This is a genomic window from Dactylosporangium sp. CS-047395 (assembly GCF_050942185.1).
GTDB lineage: Bacteria > Actinomycetota > Actinomycetes > Mycobacteriales > Micromonosporaceae > Dactylosporangium.
This window is the reverse complement of record NZ_CP192015.1, coordinates 9143589-9167751: the sequence shown is the minus strand read 5'-3', so window position 1 is coordinate 9167751 and position 24163 is coordinate 9143589. Positions and strand designations below refer to the sequence as shown.

Genomic DNA, 24163 nt, shown 5'->3' with positions numbered 1-24163 from the left:
CTCCTCGATGGTGAGGCCGTCCAGCTGCGCCGTGGTGCTGGCCGCAGCGAGGGGTGGCGACCGCGGTGAGGGGGTGTCGGCCGCGGTGAGGGGTGCCGACCGCAGCGAGGGGTCGGCCGCAGCGAGGGGTGGCGACCGCGGTGAGGGGTAGCGGCCGCAGTGAGGGATGGCGGCAGCGGTGAGGGTGGCGACCGCGGTTCCGACGACGGCGAGCATGACGGCCGAGCGGATCAGCCCGAACGTGCAGTGGGTGACCGTGGCGGCGAGGGTGGCGGCGCCGTACGTGGACCAGCGCCGAAAGCCCAGCACGAACAGGGTGCGGTTCGCGAAAGGGGGTGCTGTCAGCTCGCCAGCGGCAGATCGACCGGGTTCGAGCCGGTCTCCGCCCAGTGCCGCAGCATCGGGGTGGGTTCCCAGCCGAGTTCACGTTCGCGGTGGGACGCGTCCGCGCATCGGGCCGCCCAGCTGCGCGCCGCGCGGGGTAGTGGCAGGTCGCCGCCGAGCAGTTCCGTGCGCAGGGCGTAGAGCATGGCGGCGGCGTGCTCGAACGCCGGGACCTCGCGTTCGCGGTCGTCCAGGCCGGCCATCCAGTCGAGCTCGCGGCCGTCGCACGCCGGGCAGTCGCAGGTCCACAGGCGCGGGTCGGGGTGGGCCCGCTTGGCGCGTTGAATGGAGCGGATCCGCCGGTACGACAATGACGGCTTGAAGATCGTCGCCGGTGGCCGGACCGCGTCGCCCGCGCGGGGTGCCAGGTGCCGCAGCGGCGCGATGGTGCCCACGGCGGCCGCGACCGCGCCGTGGCACAGCGCGCCCAGCGACGACAGGTCGCAGCGCAGCAGCATCACGGGCGCGCCGCAGCGCAGCACTTCGAGGAGCCCCGGCACGCATCCGGGCAGCCCGAACGGGTCGGCCCACGCCTCCAGGGCCAGCGCGACCGGCACCCCGGTGGCGCGGATGTGCCGGGTGAGCAGGGTCAGGTGGAGCCGGTCGCGCAGCCAGGCCGGGTGCAGGGGCAGGACCGCGATGCCGTCCGGGATGGCCGTGGTGCGCTGCAGGATGCTCGCGAGGCCGGTCTCGTCGCCGGCGTCGACGTACCCGGAGTCGGTCAGCACCGCCAGCCCGAGCTCCCGCTGCCGGCGCAGCCACCGCGGGTTGAACGGGGCGCTGGCCGGCAGCCGGTCCGGTCCGGCGTAGCGGGCCGCGTCCAGCAGCAGCGGGGCGCCGAAGCCGGCCCGGCCGCGCAGGTAGGCGGCGGTCTCCAGCGGGGCGCCGAAGCCGGCCCGGCCGCGCAGGTAGGCGGCGGTCTCCAGCAGGCCGCGCAGGTCGCCCTGGTGCGGGGCGGCGATCAGCCCGCCGTGCGGCCGGTCGGCGATCGGGGCGCAGCGCAGGGCCTGGTTCGTCGTGCAGTACACGAGCAGGCTTCGCGCGTCGAGCATGACCGATCGACCCCATCACGTTGGGTATATCGATCGTAACCAATCGTGTGGGTATTCACGAACATTCATCTTCCGCAGTCGACGTCGATGACGGTCGTGGCGCTGGCGGCGCTCGGCTGGACCACGGCGATGCGGACCTCGTGCGCGCCCCGGACCGCGTTGACGGTCGCGCGGGTGGTCTCGCTGAAGGTGGTGCCCGACGCCGTGCGGCTGATCGTCTGGGACTCGTTGATCGTGTACCGCACCGGCAGCCCCGGCTTGCTCAAGGTCATCCGCACCGTGATCCGGGTGACCAGCGCGCCCCGGCAGTTGTCGAACTGGTCCGGGTCGGCGCTCACCGAGACCGTGAGCACCCGCGGCCCGCTCGGCGTGGTGGGCGGCGCCGAGCTCGGTCTGGCCGACGTGGGACTGGCCGAGGGCCGGGCCGAGGCCGTGGTCCGCTGGACGGTCGCCGGCGGCGCGAGGGTCGCGCCGGTGTCCTCGGGCACGACCGGCTGCGGCGTGCCCCGCACCGTGATGACCGGCCGCGGCGGATCGGTCTCGCCCGTGGTCAGCGCGACCAGCGCGATGCCGACGGCCAGCACGACCACCAGCCCGCCGCCGGCCAGCAGCGCGACCGCGCGGCGCGACAGACCCTCCGGCGGGGGTGCCGGAAACCCACCGGGTTCCCCCGGTAACCCGCTCTCCGTTGAGCCGGGCGGATCGGTCATTGGTGGCCCGGGATGGAGGGCTTCGGGGGTTTGCGCGTGGTCGGCTTCGTATCCGGCTTCGTGGTCTCGGGCACCGGGGGCTTCGTGGTGCCGCCCGGGTTCGCCGTCTTGGTCGCGCCCGGCTTGGTCGTCGTCGCGCCGCCGCCCGGGATCTCGGTGACGGTCAGCTTCGGCCACGACTGGGTGGGCTCGGCCTCGGCCGTCGTCGGCGCCGCCGACACCGCCGTGCTCGCCGCCGGCGACTCCGGGTTGGCGGCCGCGGGCGTGATGTCCGGCCCGCCCGTCTGCAGCGCCGCGACCACGAGCCCGATGATGAGCAGCAGGGCCAGCCCGCCGCTGCCGACCAGGATCATGGTCTTGCGGTCCATCTTGCCGTCCGCCGGCTCGTCCTCCTCGGGCGGCGGTGGCATCTTGAATTCGCCCGTGTACTCCCCGTAGATGAACCGGGGCAGCCCGTCGCGCGTCGCGTCGTCGTCGGTCATTCGACCACCTTCCGGCAGGTGACGGTCACGGTGCTGCGGGTTCTTCGCCTCGCGTCACCCTAGACGCACCTCGTGTGGTGTTACGTTGCCGCTCGGCGCCACATCCTAGACGAACGTGAAGACGTCTAGGGTTTCGAGCAGTTGTTCGTGAACGTGAGCGAGTCCGTCGTCGTACCGGGGCTGGTGACGCTCAAAGTCATCGGAAACGAGTACTTCCGGCTGCTGTCGACCCGCATCCGATAGGTCTCGGTGTACGTCCCGTTGGTCGCGGTGACGGTCTTGGCCTCCTTGCCCGTGGTCGCGTATGTCACCTTCGTTCCGGATTGACTGGTGGCGATCGTCACGGTCACCTGGACGTCGAGGCCGTTGCCGGAGCAGGGGCCGTTGTAGGTCGCCGGGTTCAGGCCGATCTTGGCCGAGGTGACCGTGGCGGGCTTCGGCGAGGAGGTCGTCGGCCTGGTGGTCCGCGGCCGGGTCGTGGTCGGGGCGGCCGAGGACGGGGAGGCGGCCGCGCTCGGCGTCGGCGAGTCGCTCGGCGACGGCGACGGGTCGACGCCCACCAGGGCGGCGTCGGTCGCCGAGGAGGTCGGGCCGGCGGCCGCCTGGTTGGTGGTGTTCACGTCGCCGCCGCGCAGGAAGACGCCGACCGCGATCAGGAACGCGAGCACGCCGGCGCCGATGAACGCGGCCACCTTGAGCTCCGAGCGGATGCCGGGCACGGGCGGGCGGGCCGGGACGATCGGCTCGTCGGCCGGTGTCACCTCGACCGGGGTCGCTGCGGAAGTCTCGGCAGGAGTCGCGGCGGGAGTCGCGGCGGGAGTCGCGGCGGGAGTCGCGGCGGGAGTCGCGGCGGGAGTCGCGGCGGGAGTCGCGGCGGGAGTCGCGGCGGGAGTCGCGGCGGGAGGCACGGTCCGGGCGCTCAGGGCGGCCAGGTCCTGGGTGACCGCGGCGGGCCCGGCCGGTGCCGCGAACGCCGCGGGTGGCGGGACGACCGGGTGTTCCTTCGTCGCCGCGTCGAGGGAGGGGTCGTCCGACTCGTCCGGTTCGCCGCCGATGGCCGCCGCGATGGGGTCCGCTGCGTGCTTGGCGGGTTCGGGCGCACTCGATGGAGGCACAGGCGGTACCGAAGCGGGATCTTTGCCTGTTGCTTTGGCGAGTGCGGCGTGGACCTCCTGGACGCTCGGGCGCTCGCGCGGGTCCTCGGCCAGCAGGGCGGCGATGAGCTCGGGCGCGAGGTCGGGGGAGGCGAACGCGAGCGTGGCGCCGAGCGAGTAGAGGTCGGCCTCCGGCCCGCCGTCGCCCGTGGTGCGGCGCTCGGGCGCGACGAACGTGGGGTCGCTCAGCGGCAGGTGCCCGTCCAGCATCGCGGCCACCGCGAAGTCGGTGAGCTGGGCCGATCCGTCCGGCAGGAGCAGCACGTTGGCCGGCTTGACGTCACCGTGGGTGATCCCGGCGGCGTGCGCGGCCGCGAGCGCGCCGAGCAGGACCAGGCCCAGGTCGGCGGCGCGGGCGGGCGGCAGCGGGCCCTTGGTGGTGACGAGTTCGCCGAGCGGGCGGCCCTCGACGAGATCCATGACGATCCACGGGCCGTCGTCGGTCACGACCACCTCGTGGACGGTGACGATCGCCGGGTGCTCGATGCGGCCGGCGGCGCGCGCCTCGCGGTTCACGCGGTCGCGCTCGGCCGTGGTCATCAGCTCCGGCAGGCGCACCTCCTTGATCGCCACCATCTGCTGTCGCCGCAGGTCACGGGCGCGCCACACGATGCCCATGCCGCCTGCGCCGATCGCGTAGTCCAGCCGGTACCGGTCCGCCAGTGTCTTCAAGATCAGTTCCCGCCCAAGCTCGAGTCCAAGGACATCTCAGCACGACCGCGCCCGGAGTGGAGGTCGGGCAATCGGTCGGTTCACTCTGTCGTATAGCTGCCCGTGAGTCGAACCTCTTCAATGTCGAGTTTTCCTTGCAACTGCCGGAGCACCACGTCGTCGATCCGGCGTTCATCCCGCAGTCGCACGACCGTCGCCCGTTTGTGGGCGAGCAGTTCGAGCTTCATCGTTGTGTACTGTTCGTGCTCGATCCGCTCCACGCGGTCGTTCTCCTCGTCGCCCGCGTGCAGTGCGGCGAGGTGCTGCTCGTACTCCTTCCGCAGCCGCGACACCACCAGCTCCTCGGCCCCGAGCCGCGCCCCGATCTCGGGCAGCGCGTCGAGCGCCTCCTCGGCCGCCGTCGTCTGGGCCAGCCGCAACTCCTGCCGCGGCCCGTCGTCCTCGGGCAGCCGGGCCCAGCGTACGACGGCCGGCATGCACAGGCCGAGGGCCAGGGTGGCCACGATGACCCCGGAGGTGACGAAGACGATCAGGTCGCGCTCGGCGACCGCGGACGGTACGGCCAGCGCTGCGGCCAGTGACACCGCACCCCGGAACCCGGCGAACGCGTTGACCACCCGCGCCCGCGCGCCGACCCGCCGCAGGCGCTGCTGGGGGCGGCGGTCGATGGCGCGGATGAGGTACGGCGTGGTGAATGTCCACACGAACCGCCCGGCGATCACGGTGCCGGCGACGGCGGCGAGCACGAGCGCCGCGTGCGCGAGGGTGCCGTCGGTGAGCCCGCGCACCGAGTCCGGCAGCTGCATGCCGATGAGCACGAACAGGGCGCCGTTCAGCACGTACGTCGTGAGGCTCCAGAACGACACCGCCTGCGTGCGGGTGCGGGCGCCGACGGTGCGCGGGCCGGTCTGGCTCAGCACCAGGCCACAGGCGACGACGGCGAGCACCCCCGAGGCGTGCACGGCCTCGGCGAGCAGGAACGCGACGAACGGCGTCAGGATGCTCACGGTGTTGGCCTGCAGCGGCTCGTCGCCGATGGCGCGCCGGGCGACGATCGCCAGCCAGGCGGTCACGAGGCCCGCGAGCAGCCCTCCGGCGTACGCGAGCAGGAACAGCAGCCCGACCCGCCCGGCCGCGAGCTCGTCGCCGTCGACCGTGACGGCCAGCGCCAGGCCGAAGATCACCAGGGCGGTGCCGTCGTTGACCAGGCTCTCCGCCCGCAGCACCGTGGTCGTGCGCCGGGGCAGGCCGTGGGCCAGGACGGCGACTGCGGTGGCGTCGGTGGGGGCGACGGCGGCCCCGAGCACCCAGGCCGGGCCCCAGGCCACGCCGAGCAGGTGCGCGACGGTGGCGACGGCGGCGGCGGTGGCGATCACCAGCACGGTGGAGAGCAGGACGATCACGCGGAGATTGCTGTAGATCTCGCGCAGGGAGGTGGTGAGGCTCTCCCAGTACAGCAGGGCGGGCAGGAACAGCAGCAGCACCGCTTCGGGTGGCAGTCTCGCCATCGACAGCAGCGGGACCAGGCCGAGCAGGGTGCCGATGATCAGCAGCAGGACCGGCGGGGGCAGCCGCAGGCGCTGGGCGAGCAGGCCGGCGATGAGCAGTGCGACGCCGAGTGCCACGACGACTTCCAGTGCGCCCAGGGTGGCCTCCTCCGCTTCGGGGCGCTGCGGTTCGCCGCCCGCAGCGCCCTCCCCCCAGGGGCCATCTTTACCGCAAGGCCGGGAATCCGCCCAACTGCTGCTGCGCGGCCTCGGCCTTGACCTGCTCGGCGGCCGCGACCACGGAGCCGGCCGCCGCCTTGCGCTCGACCACCGCCGCCACCACCCGCGGGGCGGCGAAGGACGTGCCGCTCCACGCCGCCCAGCCCGACTCGAACGTCGGGTTGTGGCGGATGAACGTGCTGACCACGTCGGCCCCGGGGGCGACCAGGCTCACCCACGAGCCGCGGTTGCTCCACTCGCAGACGCCGGTGCCGTCGTGCGCGGCCACCGCGAGGACCTTGGGCGACCACGCGGCGCCGGTGGACGAGAACGCCGCCGGCCAGAACGGCCGGTCGTGGATGCCGTCGTTGCCGGCCGCCGCGACGACGACCCGGTCGCCGCCGGCCAGGAACGCCGACAGCGCCGAGGCGAGGATCGCGGGCGGCTGGTCGCCGACCGAGAACCCGCCCAGCGAAAGGTTCAGCACGTCGACGTCGGTGAGCCCGCTGATCGCCGCGGCCAGGTCGGCCTCGGTGCACACGCCGAAGCTGTCGAGCACCTTGACGATGCGGATCTGGGCGGCGTCGGTGGACTGGACCACCACGCCGGCGATGAAGTTCGCGTGCCCGACGTCGGCGTCGAGCTCGCCGTTGTTGTCGCCGTCGAGCACGCTCTCGACGTTCTCCGCCGTGGCCGAGTAGCAGCCGGAGGGCAGCGGGCTGTCGAGGTACACCCCGGTGTCCAGCACAACGACCCGGACGGACGAGGGGCCGTCCGCCGAAGGGGCGAGCTTGGACGGGGGAGTCGCCGCCGACACGGGCGGGCCGAACGGGCCGCCGTGGGTGTGCGGGGTCGACAGGAACACGTGGTTGGGGCCGACCACGGCACCCGGCAGCTGCCCGCGCAACTGGCGGACCGCGGCCGCGACGTCGAGGCCGCGGGTCTTGAGCCGGCGCAGGCCGCGGTGCGGCTCGTCCTCGGTGATCTCGGCGGCCTTGTGGCCCAGGCCGCTGAGGGTGCGCCGGGCGAGCCCCACGCCGGCGTCGGCCACGAGGATCTCGTCGGCGACGTAACGCACGGGACGGCCGGACTGTACTTCGCTGCGCAACCAGGGCAGATTGGACAGGCTGTTGGTGCGGGCCTGCTCCCACCGCGCGTAACGGTCAATCGGTACGGACATCAGTGCTCCTCCAAGAAGGATCAACTTTGAGGCCGGTGACATGAGTCGCGTTCCGGACTCCCTGATACACATCCGAGCCTTTGACAGGATGCAACCATGACGACGGCCGCACCCGTGGTTCCCACCGCCGACGAGGACCTGGCGCAGCGGCTGCTCCCGATTGTCATGGCCGATCCGGGCAAGGCCAAGCACCTCGCCGAGGCGGCGTTGCAGGACGCCCGCCGCGACGGCGACGCGGGCAGCGAGGCGGTCGCGCTGCGCGCCCTCGGCCTGGTCGCCCGGGCCCGGCACGACGCCGGTGGGGCGGCGCGGCACCTGCGCGCCTCGATGACCGTGGCGCGCCGGCACGGGCTCAAGACCCACGAGGCCGAGGCCCGGATGAGCCACGCGCTGATCCTGGACGATCTCGGCCGTACCAATGCCGCACTCAAGGAGATCGACCGCGCCGTCGCCGAGCTGCACGGGCACCGGCGGGCCCGGGCGATCATGCAGCGGGCGCTGATCCTGTGGCGGCTCGGCTTCGACCTGCAGGCCATGGAGCTGTACCGCTGGGCGTTGCGCGCGTTCCGCGAGTCCGGCGATCAGGTCTGGGAGGCGCGCACGCTGACCAACCGCGGCGTGCTGCACGGGTTCCGGGGCAATCTCAAGCAGGCCGAGGCCGACCTGCGGGCCGCGCAGGCGCTGTACAACCGGCTCGGCATGAACACCGCCGCCGCGCAGGTCGAGCACAACCTCGGCTTCGTGGCGGCCCAGGCCGGCGACGTGCCCACCGCGCTGGCCCGCTACGACCGGGCCCACGACCGGCTGTGGAGCACCGGCGTCGACGCGGTCAGCCTGCTCGACCGGGCCGACCTGCTGCTGTCGGTGCGGCTGCTGCCGGAGGCCGACGCCGCCATCCGGGCCGCGATCGACGCCTGCACCGACGGGCACCTCGACTCGGTGCTCGGCCAGGCGTACCTCACGCTCGCGCGGCACGGGCTCGCCGCCGGTACGCCCGCCGAGTCCAAGACCGCCGCCGCGGCCGCGCGCCGGGTCTTCCACCGGCAGGGCCGCAGCGTGTGGAGCGCCCGCGCCCGGGTCACCGAGCTCGCGGCCGTCGTCGCGCTCGGCAAGGCCAACCGCGGCACGCTGCGGGACCTGCGCACCGTCGCGGCGCACCTGCTGGAGGCGGGCTGGCTGCAGCCCGGCTGGGACGCGCTGCTGGACGCCGCGCAGCTCGCGGTCGACCTCGGCGAGCTGTACACCGCGCGGGAGCTGCTCACCGAGGCGGGCGGCGCGGCCAAGCTGGGCCCGGCGCCGCTGCGGGTGCGCTGGTGGCACATCCGGGCGCGGGTCGAACTGGCCGCCGGCGCCGTCGCCGAGTCGGTCCGGGCGGCCAACGCGGGCCTGCGCCAGGCCGACGCCTACCGGGCCAGCCTCGGCGCCACCGAGCTGCGGGTGCGCGGCAGCGCCGAGACGGCCGCCCTGGCCGGGCTGCGGCTGCGGCTGGCCCTGCAGCACGGCGGACCGGCCTCGGCGCTCGCGTGGGCCCAGCGCTGCCGCGCGGCCGCGCTCTCGCTGCCCCCGACGCATCCGTCCACCGACCCGGTCGTGGCCCGGCACCTGACCGAGCTGCGGCGGATCAACGGCGAGCTGGCCGCGGCGCCCACCGGCCCGCAGCGCACCAGCCGGCTGCTGCGCCGCCAGCGCGTGCTGGAGGCCGAGATCCGCCGCCGCTCGTGGCGGGCGCCGGGCTCCTCGCCGCACGCGGTCGACCTGTCCATCCCCGCCCTCGCCGACGCGCTGGGCGAGCGGGTGCTGGTCGAGCTGCTCGACATCGACGGGCGGCTGCACGCCCTGGTCGTGCGCGGGCGCAAGGTCACCCACCGGATCGTCGGCGAGATCGCGGCGGTCCGGGCCGAGCTGGAGTCGCTGCGCTTCGCCCTGCACAACCAGGTGCTCGGGCACGCGGCCGGCGGCGAGCGGCTGGAGCGGCGGGCCGAGGTGCTCGACCGGCTCGTCCTGGGCCCGCTGGCCGACATGCTCGGCGACGGGCCGCTGGTGCTGGTGCCGACCGGGGCCCTGCACGCGCTGCCCTGGCGGGTGCTGCCCCGGCTGCGCGGCCGCTCGCTGACCGTCGCCCCGTCGGCCTCGATGTGGCTGCGGTGCGCCACGGCGTCCACTGTGGACGGCAAACTGGTGCTGGTCGGGGCCCACTCGGCCGAGCAGGCGGCCGACGAGGTGCGGGAGATCGCGGCCGACCGGCCGGGGGCCACGGTGCTGGCCGGCGACCGGGCGCGCTCGGAGGCCACGCTGCAGGCGCTGGACGGGGCCGCGGTCGGGCACATCGCCGCGCACGGCGAGTTCCGGGTCGACAATCCGCTGTTCTCCTTCCTGATGCTCGCCGACGGGCCCCTCACGGTGTACGACCTGACAGCCCTCCAGCGCCCGCCCGCCCTGCTGGTGCTGTCGGGGTGCGACACCGGGCTGACCGCAGTGCACCCGGGCGACGAACTGATGGGCCTGGTCGCGGCGCTGCTGAACATGGGCACGGCGACGGTGATCGCCTCCACCGGGCCGGTCGACGACGGGGCGACCCGGCGGCTCATGCGGGACTTCTACGGCTCCCTCGCCACCGGCCTGGGGCCCGCTGCCGCGCTCGCGGCGGCGCAGTCGCGCGCGAGTGAGGGGGACCGTGCCAGTGCCGAGAGCTTCGTCTGCTTCGGGGCGGGCTGAGCTGGAGATTTCTCGTCGCTCTCGGAATTGTCGGACCCCGGGCCTACGATGTCGCCCGTGACCCGACGTCGTGCTCGCCTCCCGCTCGCCACCCTGGTGGCGCTGCTGGTGCTGGGCGCGCTCGTCGCCGTCGGGGTCGGCGGGGCGCTCGGCCTGCGGTTCGAGCGGGCCGCGATCCCGGTGGAGCGCTCCGCGGTGGCCGACGTCGAGCCGTCCGTGCCCGTGGCGATCGCGTCGATCGCGGTGCCGGCCTCGCCCCGGCTCAGCCTGGCCGCCACCGCGGTCGCCGACGCCCTGGCGGATCGCGGGCTGCCGCGGCCGGTGATCGGGGCGGACGGGGCGGCGGATCTGGCGGTACACCTGGAAGCAACCCTCCCCGCGGGGTCCTATCGGCTCGACGAGCCGCTCGTGCTCACCGGCGGCGACGACACCGGCGCCGCGTCCGGGCTGTATGCGCTGGCCGACCGGATCCGCTCCGGGCAGCCGCTGATCCCGGAGGAGCAGAAGGGCCAGGTCGTCAAGGCCCGGCTCGGGCTACGGCTCACCGACGCGGGCTCGGTCGGCCGCGAGCCCGACGTGGCCGCGTTCGCCGCCGGCACCGACTACTCGCTCAACACCGACGTCGTCGGCGGGGCGCTGCTGCCCTCGGCGCCCTGGGTCGACCAGGTCGCCGTCGAGCGGATCACGCGGCAGTTCCACCAGTTCGTCGAGCACTCGCTCACGCAGGGCTACAACGCCGTGGTGGTGCCCGGCTTCCTGGAATACATCGCGTTCAGCAAGGTCGGCGACGGCCACGCGATCTACCCCGACGGCGACCCGCACATCGCCCGGGCCGAGGCGCTCACCGACGCCTTCGCGCCCGTGTTCCGCTACGCGGCCGACATGGGCATGAAGGTCTACCTGCTCACCGACATGCTGGCCGTGTCGCCGCCGCTGCAGCGCTACCTGGAGCGGGCCTACGGCGGCCTGAAGGTCGACGATCCGCATTTCTGGCAGGTGTACTCCCTGGGTCTGGCCGAACTGTTCGAGCGCATGCCCTTCGTCAGCGGCCTCATGATCCGCGTCGGCGAGGGCGGCGACGTCTACAAGCAGGCGGGCTGGGACTACTCCTCGCAGATCGCGGTGACCACCCCGCAGGCCGTGCGCACGATGCTGGAGACGCTGCTGACCACCGCCGCCGAGGCGGACCGCGACATCATCTTCCGCACCTGGACCGTCGGCGTCGGCGCAGTCGGCGACCTGCACACCGACCCCGCCGCCTACGAGCAGGTCCTCGGCGGCATCGACAACACCCGGCTGATCGTGTCGACGAAGTACTCCCTCGGCGACTTCTACAGCCACCTGCCGTTCAACTCGACCCTCGAGGTCGGCTCCCAGCGGCGGATCGTGGAGTTCCAGTCCCGCCGCGAGTTCGAGGCGTTCGGCTCGCTGCCCAACGACCTCACCGGCCTGCACCAGCAGGCCCTGCAGCGCTTCCTGTCGGCCAACCCGCACGTCGAGGGCGTCTGGACCTGGACCCAGGACGGCGGCCCGCTGCGCGCCGGGCCGATGACGCTGCTGCTGCGTTCCGGGTTCTGGCAGCTGTACGACCTGAACTCCTACGCCCTCGGCCGGCTCGCCTGGGACCCGGCCACGCCCGCGGCCCAGATCACCGCCGACTGGGCCCGCCAGACCTTCTCCGACGACCCGGCCACCGTCACCGCCGTGTGCCGCATGATGGCCATGTCCCGTGAGGCCATCACCAAGGGCCTGTACCTCGGCCCGTACGCCGACGACAAGGTCAGGGCCCTCGGGCTCGAACCCCCGCCGATGATGTGGATCTTCGAGTGGGACATCGTGACCGGCGACTCCGCCGCCCTCGACAGCATCTACGCCGTGGCCCGGGACCGCATCGACCAGACCATCGCCGAGGGCGACCGCGCCGTGGCCTTGGCCGCCTCGATGCAGGAGACGATCGCCGCCACCGACCCGGCGACCTGGCGCGACGCGACCCTGCGGGCCAAGCTGATCGACACCCTCGAGTACGAGACCGATCTGTTCCGCACCCTCGGCGCCTACCGCGCGATGTTCCTGCGCCACGCCCAGTGGCTCGACACCGGCTCCGCCACGGCCCACACGCAGTGGAAGGAGGCGGAACGGCAGTACCGCGCCGCCCGCGACGCCCACATCGCCCGCTACGGCGGCGACGTGGACCTGCCGGCGTACAACTTCACCGCCGCCGACCTGGGCGCCGAACGAGCCGACCGCGACCCGCTGATGGCCCTCTGGGCCCGTGTCCTGCTGGGCCTGATCGTGCTCCTCCTGCTGGTCGGCGCGGTGGGCCGCTCGACGGGCCTGCGCGCCCTGTGGCTCGGCGCGACCCGCCCCTGGCGCCTGGCCGACCTCTCCCCGCTGCCCAGCCGCCTGGACCGCGCCCTGGTCATCGCCGTCCCGACCACGGCCCTGGTCCTGTCCCGCCTGGTGTACACCTGGTTCGCCGCCCCGGCCCACCTCGTCGTCTCCCTGGGCGGCTGGCTCCTGTTCGCCGTGACGGCCCGAGCCCTCGCCGGCCGCCGCGACCCCTTCCACCTGTGGGCCGCCATCGGCGGCGTGGCCCTCCTCCGCACCGTGATCCTCCTGGCCGCCCTGACCTTCCACGGCCCGGGCGGCTACTGGTTCGCCTTCTGGACCGACCCTCTGCGCCGCACGGCCTACGTGTGCGTCGCGTTCGCCGCCTTCGCCTGGCTGTTCGCAGCGGTCGCCTTCGTCATGCGCGACCGCTACTCCCTGCCCCGCCGCCGAACCCTGGCCGCCCTCCTCTCCACCGCGGGCGTGCCGCTTCTGGTGCTGGGCGGGCTGATCGCGGTGCTGGGACTGGAGCGCTCCCTGACCATCTGGAACGACCAGATGGCGCTGCTGCCTTGGGGCTTGTCGCGCATCCTGGGCATCACGGTGTACTTGGGCATCCCGACGTACCTGCCGGTGGCCGCTGCCATCTTCGGGGCCGTGCTGATCGGGCTGGCTACCTTGCTGTCTTTGCGGCGGGTGGCGCCTCGGCCGGTGGGTGGCGAGCCGCCTTCACTGCCGCCGGGGCCGTCCGCGCGCCATGCTCGGCCGGAGCTGCTGGACGAGGAGGCTGTGGTGCCGATCGCTTTGCCGGCGTTGCCTTCGCGGCGGGCTCTTGCGTTGCCTTCGCGACCTCCTCGGGTGGGTGCTTCGGAGGATGATTCGCCTTCTTCTGAACAGCCACCGCCGCACCGGCCGCGCCACGCCCTTTGACGCCTTAGCCGCTCTGCCCGCGGTCGCTCTGCCGTGGTCGCTTGTCCGTGGTCGCTTGTCCGCGGTCGCTTTTGGAGCGCCGCTGCGTGGTCCGCCTGTGCCACGCCTCCTGATCTGTGGTCGCGTGGGGTTGCCTGCGCCAAGCCCTCTGACACCCCGACCGCATGGACCGTTCACGCCACGCCTTCTGACACCGCGGCCGCGTTGACCGTCCGTGTGGACCTTTCAGGCTGCGCCGTCTCCCACGGCGGCCGCGTTGACCGTCCGCGTCACGCCCTGTATTTCCGCAGCCACCACGTCGCTCGCGTCACGCACTCGGGCACTGCGAACAACGGCACTGTCCACATCACGCTTTCGGGCACCGCCGCCGTGTGGTCCGCCCGAGGTGCGCGTCTGGCGCCACGGCCGGTTGCGTCGTCTTCAAAACAGCCACCGCCGCACTGCCTGTGCCACACCGTCCAACAACGCCCCGCCACCCTGCCCGCGTCAGCCCTCGGGCACTGCGGCCGTGTGGTCCGCTCGGTGCGGTGCAGCGAGCGGTGGCGACGTGGGCCGGCGGGTCAGCGCAGCGCGGGTCGGCGGCGGTGCAGCGAGCGGTGGCGACGTGGGCCGACGGGTCGGCGCAGCGCGGGTCGGCGGCGGCGCGGGTCGGCGGCGGCGCGGGTCGGCGGCGGTGCAGCGAGCGGTGGCGACGTGGGCCGGCGGGTCGGCGGCGGCGCGGGTCGGCGGCGGTGCAGCGAGCGGTGGCGACGTGGGCCGGCGGGTCAGCGCAGCACGAGTTAGCGGCGGTGCGGGCAGCGGCAGCACGAGTCAGCGGTGGTGCAGAGCAGCGGCGCTGCGGGAAGCGGCGGTGCGGGCAGCGGCGGTGGGAAGCGGCGGTGCGGGAAGCGGGGGTGCGGGCAGCGGCGGGGCGAGCGGTTGGTCAGCGGCGGCCGGCGGCGGTGGCGAGGCCCCAGGTTACGGCGTCCTCGGCCAGGGCGGCGGGAAGTGCGGCCCAGTGGCGGTCGGCGGCGTAAGCGCGCCAGCGGGCGCCTGCGTAGCTGCCGCCCGCGGCGGCGGCTGCGGCCACCAGGGCCGGCGCGATCGGGTTGCGGCCCTCGCGGCGGGCCAGGAAACCGGCGGCGAGGCCGGCGAAGGCGAGGCGGCCTGCCAGGGGAGCGGCGGCCAGGCGGCTTGGGGCGTTGGGGAGTTTGTCGACGATGAACTCGCCCGCTGCCGCTGCGGCCGTCACCACTCGCCAGGTCTTGGAGTTGCTGCCGAAGGCTACGGCCGCCGGGGCGGCGACGCTGCGTCCGCCTGAGGCGGCGCCCAGCAGGGCGGCGCGTGCGATCAACCACATGACCGCGACGCTACCCGCCGCCTGGCGTTGGCAAACCTGTCACCGACTTACCGTGGTCGGAACCGGAGGCCAGCCCGCCGCGCGTGAACTGCCCGCCGGCATCAGCCCGTGCGCTCGCCACGGGTCCCGCGCGGCGACACGGCGTCCACGGCGACACGGCGTCCACGGCGACACGGCGTCCACGGCGACACGGCGTCCACGGCGACACGGCGTCCACGGCGACACGGCGTCCACGGCGACACGGCGTCCACGGCGACACGGCGTCCACGGCGACACGGCGTCCACCGCGACACGGCGTCCACGGCGACGGGGGCGACACGGCGTCCACAGCGACACGGCGGCAAGGCGACGGGGGCGAAAGGGCTTCCACGGCGACAGGGCGACGGGGCGGCAAGGGCGACGGGGCGGCAAGGGCGACGGGGCGGCAAGGCGACCGCGCAGCGGGGCGGCAGGGCGTCAAGGCGACCGCGCGGCGGGGCGGCAGGGCGTCAAGGGGACAGAAAAACAAAGAGGACAAACGCGGCGAGGGAGGCAGCGGGTCAGCGGCCCCGGCGGGCTATTGCGGCGCCGGCCAAGAAGGCCAGGCCCGCGCCCGCCACCGCCAGGAGGCCGTGGTGCTGGGAGGCCCACAGTTGGGGGGAGCGGCGGGTCGAGCGGTCGTCGAAGTCGCCGTGAGCGCCGAAGTCCTCGCTGCGGTCGGCCGGGTGCCAGAGGTTGCGGGGCTGGTCGGGGTCGCGGCGCTCGTCGGTCTGCTGGGACTTGTAACCCGTCCGGGCCAGGTAGCGGTCCAGCAGGCCGGGGATGAACTTGTCGCCCAGCAGGGTGCCGACCGTTGAACCGCCCACCCAGTACTCGCGGCGGCGGGGGTGGTCGGCGGCGTAGACGACGGCCTTGGCGGCCAGTTCCGGCTGGTAGATCGGGGGGACCGGCTGGGCGTGGCGGCCCAGGCGGGACAGGACCCAGCCGAACTGCGGGGTGTTCACGGCCGGCATCTGGACCATTGTGACGTGGACGTTGCGCTTGTCGTGCAGGAGTTCGGTGCGCAGGGACTCGTTGAAGCCCTGGATGGCGTGCTTGGCGCCACAGTACGCGCTCTGCAAGGGGATGCCGCGGTACGCCAGGGCCGAGCCTACCTGCACGATCGCGCCGCGGTTGCGGGGGAGCATGCGGTCCAGGGCGGCGCGGGTGCCGTAGACGTAGCCGAGGTACGACACCTCGGTCACGCGTTTGAACTCGTCGGGTTCGATTTCGGTGAAGGGGGCGAAGACCGAGGTGAAGGCGTCGTTGATCCAGACGTCGATCTCGCCCAATTCTTGCTCGACCCTCGTCGCGGCGGCGTCCAGGGCGCAGTGGTCGGCGACGTCCACCGAGATCGGCAGGGCCTTGCCGCCGGCGGCTTCCACGTCGTCGGCGGCTGCCTTCAGGCCGGCCTCGCCGCGGGCCAGCAGGGCCACGGCGGCGCCGCGGGCGGCGAACAAGCGGGCCGTGGCGCGGCCGATGCCGCCGCTTGCCCCGGTGATGACGACGACCTGTTGCTTCATGCATCCACGGTTACCCGCGACCGCCGATGCCGTAACGCTGGGAGAGCGCTCTCCCCCCGCAGCCACAAGCAGCCCTTGACAACTAGGCCATAGAAGGAGTTCTCTTCAGAGAGCGCTCTCTCACCGAGACGGGCGCTCCTGGACCCCCTGAGGGCGGGGGAAAGGCGGGCCTGGGCACACCAGTTGGCGGAGTGCCCAGGCCCACCCTTGAGAAAACAGCCTTGAGAAAAGCAGCGTCAGCGGTACTGCAACGCCTGCATGAATCGCGGATCGGGCTTGGCCACCTCGACGAACTGGCCGTCCTGCGACACGAAGGCGCGCGCCACCATCTGGTGGCCGGCGCGTGAGGCCACGATCAGGCCGACGAGCAGGCCGAAGATCCCGACCAGGACCAGCAGCGGCCCGAGGTCGCCGTTGATCGTGGCGAAGCCGGCGATGAGCAGCAGCACGCCGACGCCGAGGATGCCCCAGCCGATGCCCATCAGCTTCGAGCGCGACGCTTTGCACTGCGCGCACCACGGCCACGCCGCGGCCTGGACGGTCTTGCGCATGGCGGTGACCACGATGACGTACACGATGACGGCGGCCAGGATCAGGATCGGCGCCCAGGCCGGCGGCTTCGAGATGAACTTCATCCGGCGCATCTCGATCGCGGGTTCGCCGTGGCGGGGGCACACGTGCGGGAGGTGGCCGGCCGCGACCTGTCCGGCGGGGAGTCTCAGCATGCGCGGGAGAATTCCATGCGCGCGGCCGAATGGCGTCGGACGAACGACTAGTTCAAGATCGCCCGGTCGGCCGCCTCGCGGCCCGACTCCCAGCCTTCGAGGCTGTCGACCCGGCTGCCGCGGCCGCGCACGGTGCGCGGGAAGATCTTGGCCATCGTCGCGCGGACCTGCTCGTCGCGGGAGCGCAGCACCGGCAGCAGGTCGCTGGCCGCGGCCGCCTCCTCGATGGCCAGCTCGGTCGCGCGGGCCAGCCGTTCGCCGATGCGCACCGCGTACGCGACGAGGAACGACTGGCGGAACGTCTTGAGCCGGGCCCGCCCCGCCTTGCCCCCGGGCGGCTCGGCCTTGGCCATGGCCCGCCCGGCCTGCACGAGCAGCGAGGTGTACAGCAGGTCGACCGCGTCGATGTCCGCATCGAACCCGAACACCGTGGCGAAGCCGTAGTCCGGCGACCAGACGGTGTGGCACCGGTTCGCCTCCGCCACCGCGTCGAGCAGGGACGCCTTCTCGTTCTCGTACGGGTGATCCACCCCGATCCGCCGCGCGAAGGGCACCACGTCGGCGCCGGCCCCGTCCCGCCCGGCCAGCAGCGCCTCGTCGATCGCGTGCCGGGCGATGAGCTCCTGGGCCTTGGCCGTGTAGGTCTCGGCCTCGGCCGGATAGCCGGTCGACTCGGCCTTGGCCAGCAGCGCCCGGACCCGGTCCAGGAGCCGCGAATCGACCGCGGTCGCCTTGACGGCAGGGACAGGAGCAGAGCCCGGCGGCGGTACCAGCACCTCGATCGGCCGCAGCGCCCGCAGCACGACCAGCAGGCCCAGGAGATCGTCGACGACGGAGATCCGGTCCAGGCGGCGCCGGGCGGTGAGCTCGGACACGTAGGACCCGTCGGCGCTCCACCACACCGCCGCCCCCAGCTCGTCGGCCTGGGCGAGCCAGCGCTCGTCGACGGAGCGGCGGGAGTACCCCCGAAGAAGGGCGGCGATCGCGTCGACCAGGGCGGCGGCGAGCAGCGGACGGTCGGTGCCGCCGCGGCGCACCACGGCCCGGTGCAGCTCGGCCGGCTGCCACCCGCCGCGCACGAGCCGGGTCACGGCGTCGGCGAGCGCGGCGAACAGCGCCGGGTCGACCTCGGCGGCGGGGGCGACGGCCAGAAGATCCAGGCCGTCCTCGTAGGCCACCGCCCCGCGCACGAGGTCGTCGATCTGCTTCACCGCGCAAAGGTTACTTCGCGAGTTTGGCGGGCTCGTATGAGTACAACCACGCGGTGGCCTTCTCGTAGAACATCGGCACGAAGATCCGCATCATGGCCGCCTGCATCCGGCGCTTGAGCGGGCCGGCCTTCTTGGCGTTGCGGTTGTCCTCGGCCGTGCCGAGCACCTTGACGATCCGGGGCCGCCGCTCCCCGTCGTAGCGGCGCAGGGCCCGCGCGACCGTCGGCTCGGCCTGGAGGCAGACGGCCAGCGCCAGCCCGTCCTCGATCGCCATGGACGCGCCCTGCCCGGCCCCGACCGGGTGGGCGGCGTCGCCGATGAGCACGATCCGGTCGCTGTGCCAGGTCTTGACCGGCTCCAGCACGTGCATGGGCGTCGCCGAGTGCACCTGGGTCGTGGCCGCGATGATCGCGGCGGGCACGGCCTCCTCGCGGAACAGCCCGGCGAGGTCGTCGAGCACGAACTCGGCCGAGTTGACCTGCGCCGACCACCACACCGCGTCGCCCGCCCGCACGTGCAGGAAGGCGCCGTTGCGGGCGAAGGTCATGTTGAACACGCCCGGGTCGATCCCGTCGAGGTGGGCCACGCCGGAGATCGAGTACAGCCCGGCGTACTGCGGCACCGGAGCCGCCGGGTCGAGCGCGCCGCGGACCGTGGACCAGATCCCGTCGGCCGCCACGAGCACGTCGGCGGTGTCGGTCGCGCCGCCCTCCAGGGTGGCGACGACACCGGGCCCGGTCTCAGTCTCCGTTTCGGCCACCGCGGCCAGCCGCACGCCGGTGACGATCTTGGCGCCCGCCTCCGCCGCGGCGTCGCGCAGCGCGGCGACCAGCCGGGCGCGCATCAGCGACACGCTGCGCAGGGTGTCGCTCTCCCGCCGGCCGCGGGCCACGTCGGCGATGAGCATGCCGCCCGCCGACCACATCCGCTGCCGCTCGATCTCGAACCCGGCCGCCCGCACCGCCTCCAGGCAGCCCAGCGCGTCGACGGCCCGCAGCCCGTTGGCGGCCAGGCTGATCCAGGAGCCGACGTCGCCCGCCGGGTCCGCGTACGCCTCGTAGACCGTCACCTCGGCCCCGATGCGCCGCAGCGCCAGCGCCGCCGTGGCCCCGCCGACCCCGCCCCCGATCACGATCGTTCGCATGTCGCCCTCCCTGGTTGACCGAATCGTAATTCGCCGAATTTATGTTCAGTGAAAGTGTGTTCGGTAAACTGGGCTGTGTCAACCGGCAGGACGGCGGCCAGATCTGGAAGGATCACGGGGCATGACGCAGGGGGTACGCAAGGCGCGGGCCGCGCAGACCCGGGCCGCGCTGCTCGACGCGGCCCGCACGCTGTTCGGCGAGCGCGGCTACCTCAACACCAAGATCACTGACATCACTGCCGCCGCCGGCCGCTCCACCGGCTCGTTCTACGAGCACTTCGCGGACAAGGACGAGCTGCTGCGGGCGCTGCTGGGCGACCTCGAGGACGCCGCCGACGAGCGGCTGGCCGCGGCCCCGCACCCGCGCGAGCACGACCTGACCGACCGCGAGCAGCTGCGCGCGCACCTGGCCATCGCGTGGGGCGTGATGCGCCAGCACCGGGCGATCCAGGTGGCGCTGTTCCAGTCGATGGTGGCCGACGACCCCGCCTCCGGCCGGGCCTGGCGCGACCTGACCGGGCAGACCGCCGTGCTGCGCGAGCACCTCGAGTGGCTGCGGGAGGGCGGCCACGAGCTGCCGGGGGAGCCCGAGCTCATCGCGGCCGGCATGGGCGCCATGCTCGCCCTCGTGAGCTACTCCCTGCCGCCCGGCGGTGCCTACGACGACGAGCAGGTGGTCGACGCCTTCACCGATCTTCTGCTCAAGGGCCTTTCTTAGGAGCCGTCACCCGTACGGGATGGGCCGGGCTGAGGCTTGGATGAAATCCACCTTTGGCGTGCTGCTCGCTCACCCCGATGCATGGTCCGATCGGCCGGGTCGCAACCGTACGCCGGGAGGGTTCGATGCAGGTGTCTCGCAGGCTCGTCGCGTGGTGTGCCGCCGCCGGGGCGCTCGTCGCGGTGCCGCTGGTGGTCTGGGCCAACGTCGGGGCCGAGGCGGCCACCGACCCGCTGCTGTCGCGGGGCCGGCCCGCCACGGCGTCGTCGGTGGAGGTGCCGGAGCTCGGGCCCGGCAACGCGGTCGACGCCGACGGGCGCAGCCGCTGGGGCAGCGAGGAGGGCGAGGACGCCCAGTGGATCTCGGTCGACCTCGGCGCCGCGCGCCAGGTGAGCCGGGTCCGGCTGCGCTGGGAGACCGCGTTCGGCAAGGCGTACGAGATCCAGACCTCGCCGGACGGCGGCGCCTGGACCACGATCTTCGCCACCAAGGCCGGCGACGGCGGCACCGACGACCTGACCGGGCTGTCGGGACAGGGCCGCTACGTGCGCATGCTCGGCTCGGCCCGCGGCACCAAGTGGGGGTACTCGTTGTACGACTTCGAGGTCTACGGCCCCGGCCAGCCGGCCGGTGACGCCCCGTCGCAGCGCCGCCCGGCCCGCGCCTCCCAGGCCGCGCCCGTGGTCACCTCCGGCGCGCCGCGCCCGACGAAGCCGACGGCGACCCAGCCGACCCAGACCGCCACGGCCACGGGCACCGGACTGGCCGACCCGGCGAAGAAGGAGATCGCGATGCAGCTGGTCTCCTCGGCCGAGAACTCGTCGCTGGACTGGAAGGCGCAGTACAAGTACATCGAGGACATCGGCGACGGGCGCGGGTTCACGGGCGGCATCATCGGGTTCTGCTCCGGTACCGGCGACATGCTCGACCTCGTCGAGACCTACACGCAGCGCGTGCCGTCCAACCCGCTCGCCAAGTTCCTGCCGGCCCTGCGCAAGGTCAACGGCAGCGCCTCGCACGCCGGCCTGGACGGCTTCGAGGCGGCGTGGCGCTCGGCCGCCGCCGACCCGCAGTTCACGAAGGCCCAGGACGACGAGCGCGACCGGGTGTACTTCAACCCCGCCGTCGCCCAGGCCCGCTCCGACGGCCTCGGCGTGCTCGGCCAGTTCGCCTACTACGACGCCATGGTCATGCACGGCCCGGGCCCGGACGCGGACAGCTTCGGCGGCATCCGCAAGGCCGCGCTGGCCAAGGCCAAGTCCCCGGCCCAGGGCGGCAGCGAGGTGGCCTACCTGACCGCCTTCCTGGACGCCCGGGCGACGGCCATGCGCACCGAGGCCGCGCACAGCGACACCAGCCGGGTCGACACCGCGCAGCGGCAGTTCCTCAAGGCCGGCAACCTGGATCTGCACACGCCACTCAGCTGGAAGGTGTACGGCGAGAGCTTCCAGATTTCGTAAACCGCGCCGCCCTTTGCACGGGTGCGTACGATCGCTGGCGTGGCGCAGGCGATCAACGATCAGCATGAATTTGTGAGCGACCCGCTCGAGCTGTGTCTCGAGGCGCTCGCCACCGCCCGCGTGCAGGGGCTGAGCGCCGATGCCCCGATCCATGCCCTGGCCTCGACCCTGGGCGCCGAGTACGCCGAGCACGAGGACCCGGACGGCATGTACCGCGACTTCGGCCCGGTCGAGTGCCACTACGAGCGGCTGGGCCCGAACGAGCCGTGGCAGGGCCGGTTCCTGGTGGTCCGGGCCGATCGCCTCCCGGCCGCGGTCCGCCTGGACGTCCTGCACGAGGAGCTGCGCCGGGTGGGCCAGGTCCTGGTCCCGCTCCCGCCGGGCCGGGCCGGGACGACCGACGTGCTCCTGCGGGCCCCGCTCAGCGGCTCGACGGTCACCGCGACCGGGGACGGCACCGTGATCGCCATCGCCGCCCCGGTCTGGCCGGTCCCGGAGCAGCCGGCGCTGCCCGAGGCGCGCTGGCGGGCGGTCTGCGAGAGCCTCGACTACCTGTTGCCGCTGACCCGGACCGAGCGGGCCGAGTGGCTCGCCGACCGGGTCCCCGACACGTCCGAGGCGGCCGAGTGGTGGACCTCCCTGGTGCACCCGCTGGCCTCGCTGCGCTTCGGCGACCCCGAGCGGGCCGCCGGCTGGGCCGGGCTGGAGCTGTGGCTGCTGGATCGGGCGTCGGACGCGGGCGCCTGGTCGCGCGAGGAGTGGGTGTGGCGCTGGATGTGGTTCGTGCGCAGCCTGACCGCGCGGGTCGCCACCCCGCTGGCCGGTGACCTGACCCGGCTGAGCCTGGCCGCGATGCCGATGACCCTCGCCCAGCTGCACGCGCTGCCGCCCGACTGGCGGGCCCTGAGCGCCGCGGACCTGAAGCGGGCGCGGACGGCCCGGGCCCTGCTCTCGGTCGGCACCACCTACGGCGCCCGCGTCATGGGTTAGCGGGGCGACGCCTTCCGGTACTTCCACACCGCCAACGGCACGAACACCGCCAGCAGCGCCAGCGACCAGGCCAGCGACGTGCCGACCGGGTGCCGCAGCGGCCAGGCAGCGTGCGCCGAGGCCGGTGACGGGTTGCCGAACAGCGCCCGCACGGCCGCGACCGTGGCGCTCATCGGGTTCCAGTCGGCGAGGGGGCGCAGCCAGAACGGCAGGCCCTGGGTCGGCACGAACGTGTTGGCCAGGAAGGTCATCGGGAACAGCCAGGAGAACGTGGCCTGGTCGGCGACGGTCGGGCTGGCCACGGCCAGGCCGATGCAGGTGCCCACCCAGATCATGGCCAGTCCGAACAGGGCCAGCAGCCCGAAGCCGGCCGCCGTGGCGAGCACCCCGCGGTGCGGGGCCCAGTGGGTCAGCAGCAGGGCGCAGAGCACCATGCCGGCCAGGCCCAGCAGCCGCAGCAGCAGCTCGGCCAGGTTCGTGCCGGTCAGCACGGCCGCGCGGGCGATCGGCATGGACCGGAAGCGGTCGATGATGCCCTGGGTCATGTCGGTGTTCGTGCGGGTCGCGGCCTGGACCGCGGTCAGCGCCATGGTCTGCATGAAGATCCCGGGCATCAGGAACGCGCCGTAGTCGCCGCCGCCGGGCAGGCTGATGGCGCTGCCGAAGACGTACGCGAACAGGACGATCATGATGATCGGGAACACCAGGAAGCCGATCAGCTCGCCCGGTTCCCGCCGCAGCCGCGAGAAGCTGCGCCCGGCCAGCACCCAGGTGTCCGCGATCATGCCGCCACCCTGCTCGCCGGTGCGGTCAGGTGCAGGAACACCTCGTCGAGGGTGGGGCGGCGGAACGCGATGTCGTCGACCTCGATCCCGGCCGCGGCCAGCTCGGTGGCGATGCGGACGAGCTCGTCGGAGGTCACCGACAGCCGGGTGCCGGCCACCGTCACGTCGCCGCCCATGATCGCCGCGGCCGCGCCGGCCCGGGCCGGGTCGTGCACGACCACGTCCACCCGGGCCCCGCCGATCGCCCGCTTGAGCTCCAGGGGCGGGCCGGCCGCGGCCACCCGGCCCCGGTCCAGCACCACGATCTGGTCGGCGAGGCGGTCGGCCTCGTCCAGGTACTGGGTGGTGAGCAGCACCGTGGTGCCCTCCCGGACCAGCTCGGCGATCATGTCCCAGATCTCCAGCCGGGTGCCCGGGTCGATGCCGGTCGTCGGCTCGTCGAGGAACAGGCAGGCCGGAGCGATGATCAGGCTGGCCGCCAGGTCGAGCCGGCGGCGCATGCCGCCCGAGTACGTCCGCACCGGCCGGTTCGCGGCCGCGGTGAGCCCGAACCGCTCCAGCAGCTCGTCGGCCCGCCGGCGGGCCGACCGGGGCGAGAGGTGGTACAGCCGGCCGAACAGCACCAGGTTGGTGCGGCCGGTGAGCACCTCGTCGACCGCCGCGTACTGCCCGGCCAGCCCCAGCCGCAGCCGCGCCCGGGCCGCGTCGCGCACCACGTCGTGGCCCGCCACCCGGGCCGTGCCGGCGTCGGGGCGCAGCAGCGTGGCCAGGATGCGCACCACGGTGGTCTTGCCGGCCCCGTTCGGCCCGAGCAGCCCGCACACGGTGCCGGCCGGGACGTGGAGGTCGACCCCGTCCAGCGCGGGCCGGCCCCCGAATCGTTTGATCAAACCGCGCGTTTCGATCATGACAGCGCTCCTTAACGCCGTTAAGGACT

The 24163-nt window shown here is 73.6% G+C and carries 18 protein-coding genes; 5 read left to right on the top strand and 13 right to left on the bottom strand.

The features are described from left to right. Positions 1 to 341 precede the first annotated feature (341 nt). The 6 genes from ACQP00_RS42795 to ACQP00_RS42770 form a co-directional block, all read right to left on the bottom strand. On the bottom strand, positions 342 to 1436 hold the full coding sequence (locus tag ACQP00_RS42795) for a hypothetical protein (RefSeq protein WP_433208180.1): 1095 nt from the start codon (positions 1434 to 1436) through the stop codon (positions 342 to 344). 65 nt (positions 1437 to 1501) lie between these two features. Beyond that, positions 1502 to 2146, bottom strand: a complete 645-nt coding sequence (locus tag ACQP00_RS42790; protein WP_433208177.1) for a hypothetical protein — start codon at positions 2144 to 2146, stop codon at positions 1502 to 1504. Beyond that, positions 2143 to 2628, bottom strand: coding sequence for a hypothetical protein (locus ACQP00_RS42785; protein ID WP_433208174.1), 486 nt, complete (start codon positions 2626 to 2628; stop codon positions 2143 to 2145). Before ACQP00_RS42785 ends, ACQP00_RS42790 begins: the two co-directional genes overlap by 4 nt. A gap of 125 nt (positions 2629 to 2753) precedes the next feature. Next, complete coding sequence (locus ACQP00_RS42780; protein ID WP_433208171.1) at positions 2754 to 4454, bottom strand: serine/threonine-protein kinase; 1701 nt, start codon at positions 4452 to 4454, stop codon at positions 2754 to 2756. 80 nt (positions 4455 to 4534) lie between these two features. After that, on the bottom strand, positions 4535 to 6079 hold the full coding sequence (locus tag ACQP00_RS42775) for a Na+/H+ antiporter (protein WP_433208168.1): 1545 nt from the start codon (positions 6077 to 6079) through the stop codon (positions 4535 to 4537). Positions 6080 to 6167: 88 nt separating this feature from the next. Further along, positions 6168 to 7340 (bottom strand): S8 family peptidase, encoded by a 1173-nt coding sequence (locus tag ACQP00_RS42770; RefSeq protein WP_433208165.1) that lies wholly within the window; start codon positions 7338 to 7340, stop codon positions 6168 to 6170. Between the two features lie 96 nt (positions 7341 to 7436). Between ACQP00_RS42770 and ACQP00_RS42765 the strand changes: the two genes are divergently transcribed. Both ACQP00_RS42765 and ACQP00_RS42760 read left to right on the top strand, forming a co-directional pair. Next, complete coding sequence (locus tag ACQP00_RS42765; RefSeq protein ID WP_433208162.1) at positions 7437 to 10055, top strand: CHAT domain-containing protein; 2619 nt, start codon at positions 7437 to 7439, stop codon at positions 10053 to 10055. 57 nt (positions 10056 to 10112) lie between these two features. Beyond that, positions 10113 to 13313, top strand: a complete 3201-nt coding sequence (locus tag ACQP00_RS42760; protein WP_433208159.1) for a hypothetical protein — start codon at positions 10113 to 10115, stop codon at positions 13311 to 13313. Positions 13314 to 14235: 922 nt separating this feature from the next. On the opposite strand, the gene ACQP00_RS42755 is transcribed toward ACQP00_RS42760, so the two are convergent. The 5 genes from ACQP00_RS42755 to ACQP00_RS42735 form a co-directional block, all read right to left on the bottom strand. Beyond that, the gene (locus tag ACQP00_RS42755; RefSeq protein ID WP_433208156.1) at positions 14236 to 14652 is read right to left on the bottom strand and encodes a hypothetical protein; all 417 of its coding nucleotides are present in this window, start codon (positions 14650 to 14652) and stop codon (positions 14236 to 14238) included. Positions 14653 to 15191: 539 nt separating this feature from the next. Next, positions 15192 to 16193, bottom strand: a complete 1002-nt coding sequence (locus tag ACQP00_RS42750; RefSeq protein ID WP_433208153.1) for an SDR family oxidoreductase — start codon at positions 16191 to 16193, stop codon at positions 15192 to 15194. Between the two features lie 236 nt (positions 16194 to 16429). After that, the gene (locus ACQP00_RS42745) at positions 16430 to 16918 is read right to left on the bottom strand and encodes a hypothetical protein (protein ID WP_433208150.1); all 489 of its coding nucleotides are present in this window, start codon (positions 16916 to 16918) and stop codon (positions 16430 to 16432) included. 47 nt (positions 16919 to 16965) lie between these two features. Then, complete coding sequence (locus ACQP00_RS42740) at positions 16966 to 18129, bottom strand: DUF2786 domain-containing protein (RefSeq protein ID WP_433208147.1); 1164 nt, start codon at positions 18127 to 18129, stop codon at positions 16966 to 16968. 10 nt (positions 18130 to 18139) lie between these two features. Further along, positions 18140 to 19273 (bottom strand): FAD-dependent oxidoreductase, encoded by a 1134-nt coding sequence (locus ACQP00_RS42735; RefSeq protein ID WP_433208144.1) that lies wholly within the window; start codon positions 19271 to 19273, stop codon positions 18140 to 18142. Positions 19274 to 19394: 121 nt separating this feature from the next. On the opposite strand from ACQP00_RS42735, the gene ACQP00_RS42730 reads away from it, so the two are divergent. The 3 genes from ACQP00_RS42730 (at position 19395) to ACQP00_RS42720 (ending at position 22441) form a co-directional block, all read left to right on the top strand. After that, positions 19395 to 19991, top strand: coding sequence for a TetR/AcrR family transcriptional regulator (locus tag ACQP00_RS42730; RefSeq protein ID WP_433208141.1), 597 nt, complete (start codon positions 19395 to 19397; stop codon positions 19989 to 19991). Between the two features lie 125 nt (positions 19992 to 20116). Continuing rightward, complete coding sequence (locus ACQP00_RS42725; protein ID WP_433208138.1) at positions 20117 to 21451, top strand: chitosanase; 1335 nt, start codon at positions 20117 to 20119, stop codon at positions 21449 to 21451. A 72-nt stretch (positions 21452 to 21523) separates the two neighbouring features. Further along, on the top strand, positions 21524 to 22441 hold the full coding sequence (locus tag ACQP00_RS42720) for a hypothetical protein (RefSeq protein ID WP_433208135.1): 918 nt from the start codon (positions 21524 to 21526) through the stop codon (positions 22439 to 22441). On the opposite strand, the gene ACQP00_RS42715 is transcribed toward ACQP00_RS42720, so the two are convergent. Further along, complete coding sequence (locus ACQP00_RS42715) at positions 22438 to 23226, bottom strand: ABC transporter permease (RefSeq protein ID WP_433208132.1); 789 nt, start codon at positions 23224 to 23226, stop codon at positions 22438 to 22440. The genes ACQP00_RS42720 and ACQP00_RS42715 overlap by 4 nt on opposite strands. After that, a complete protein-coding gene (locus tag ACQP00_RS42710) occupies positions 23223 to 24134 on the bottom strand; it encodes an ATP-binding cassette domain-containing protein (RefSeq protein WP_433208129.1) in 912 nt (303 codons plus the stop codon). Before ACQP00_RS42710 ends, ACQP00_RS42715 begins: the two co-directional genes overlap by 4 nt. Between the last annotated feature and the right edge of the window lie 29 nt (positions 24135 to 24163).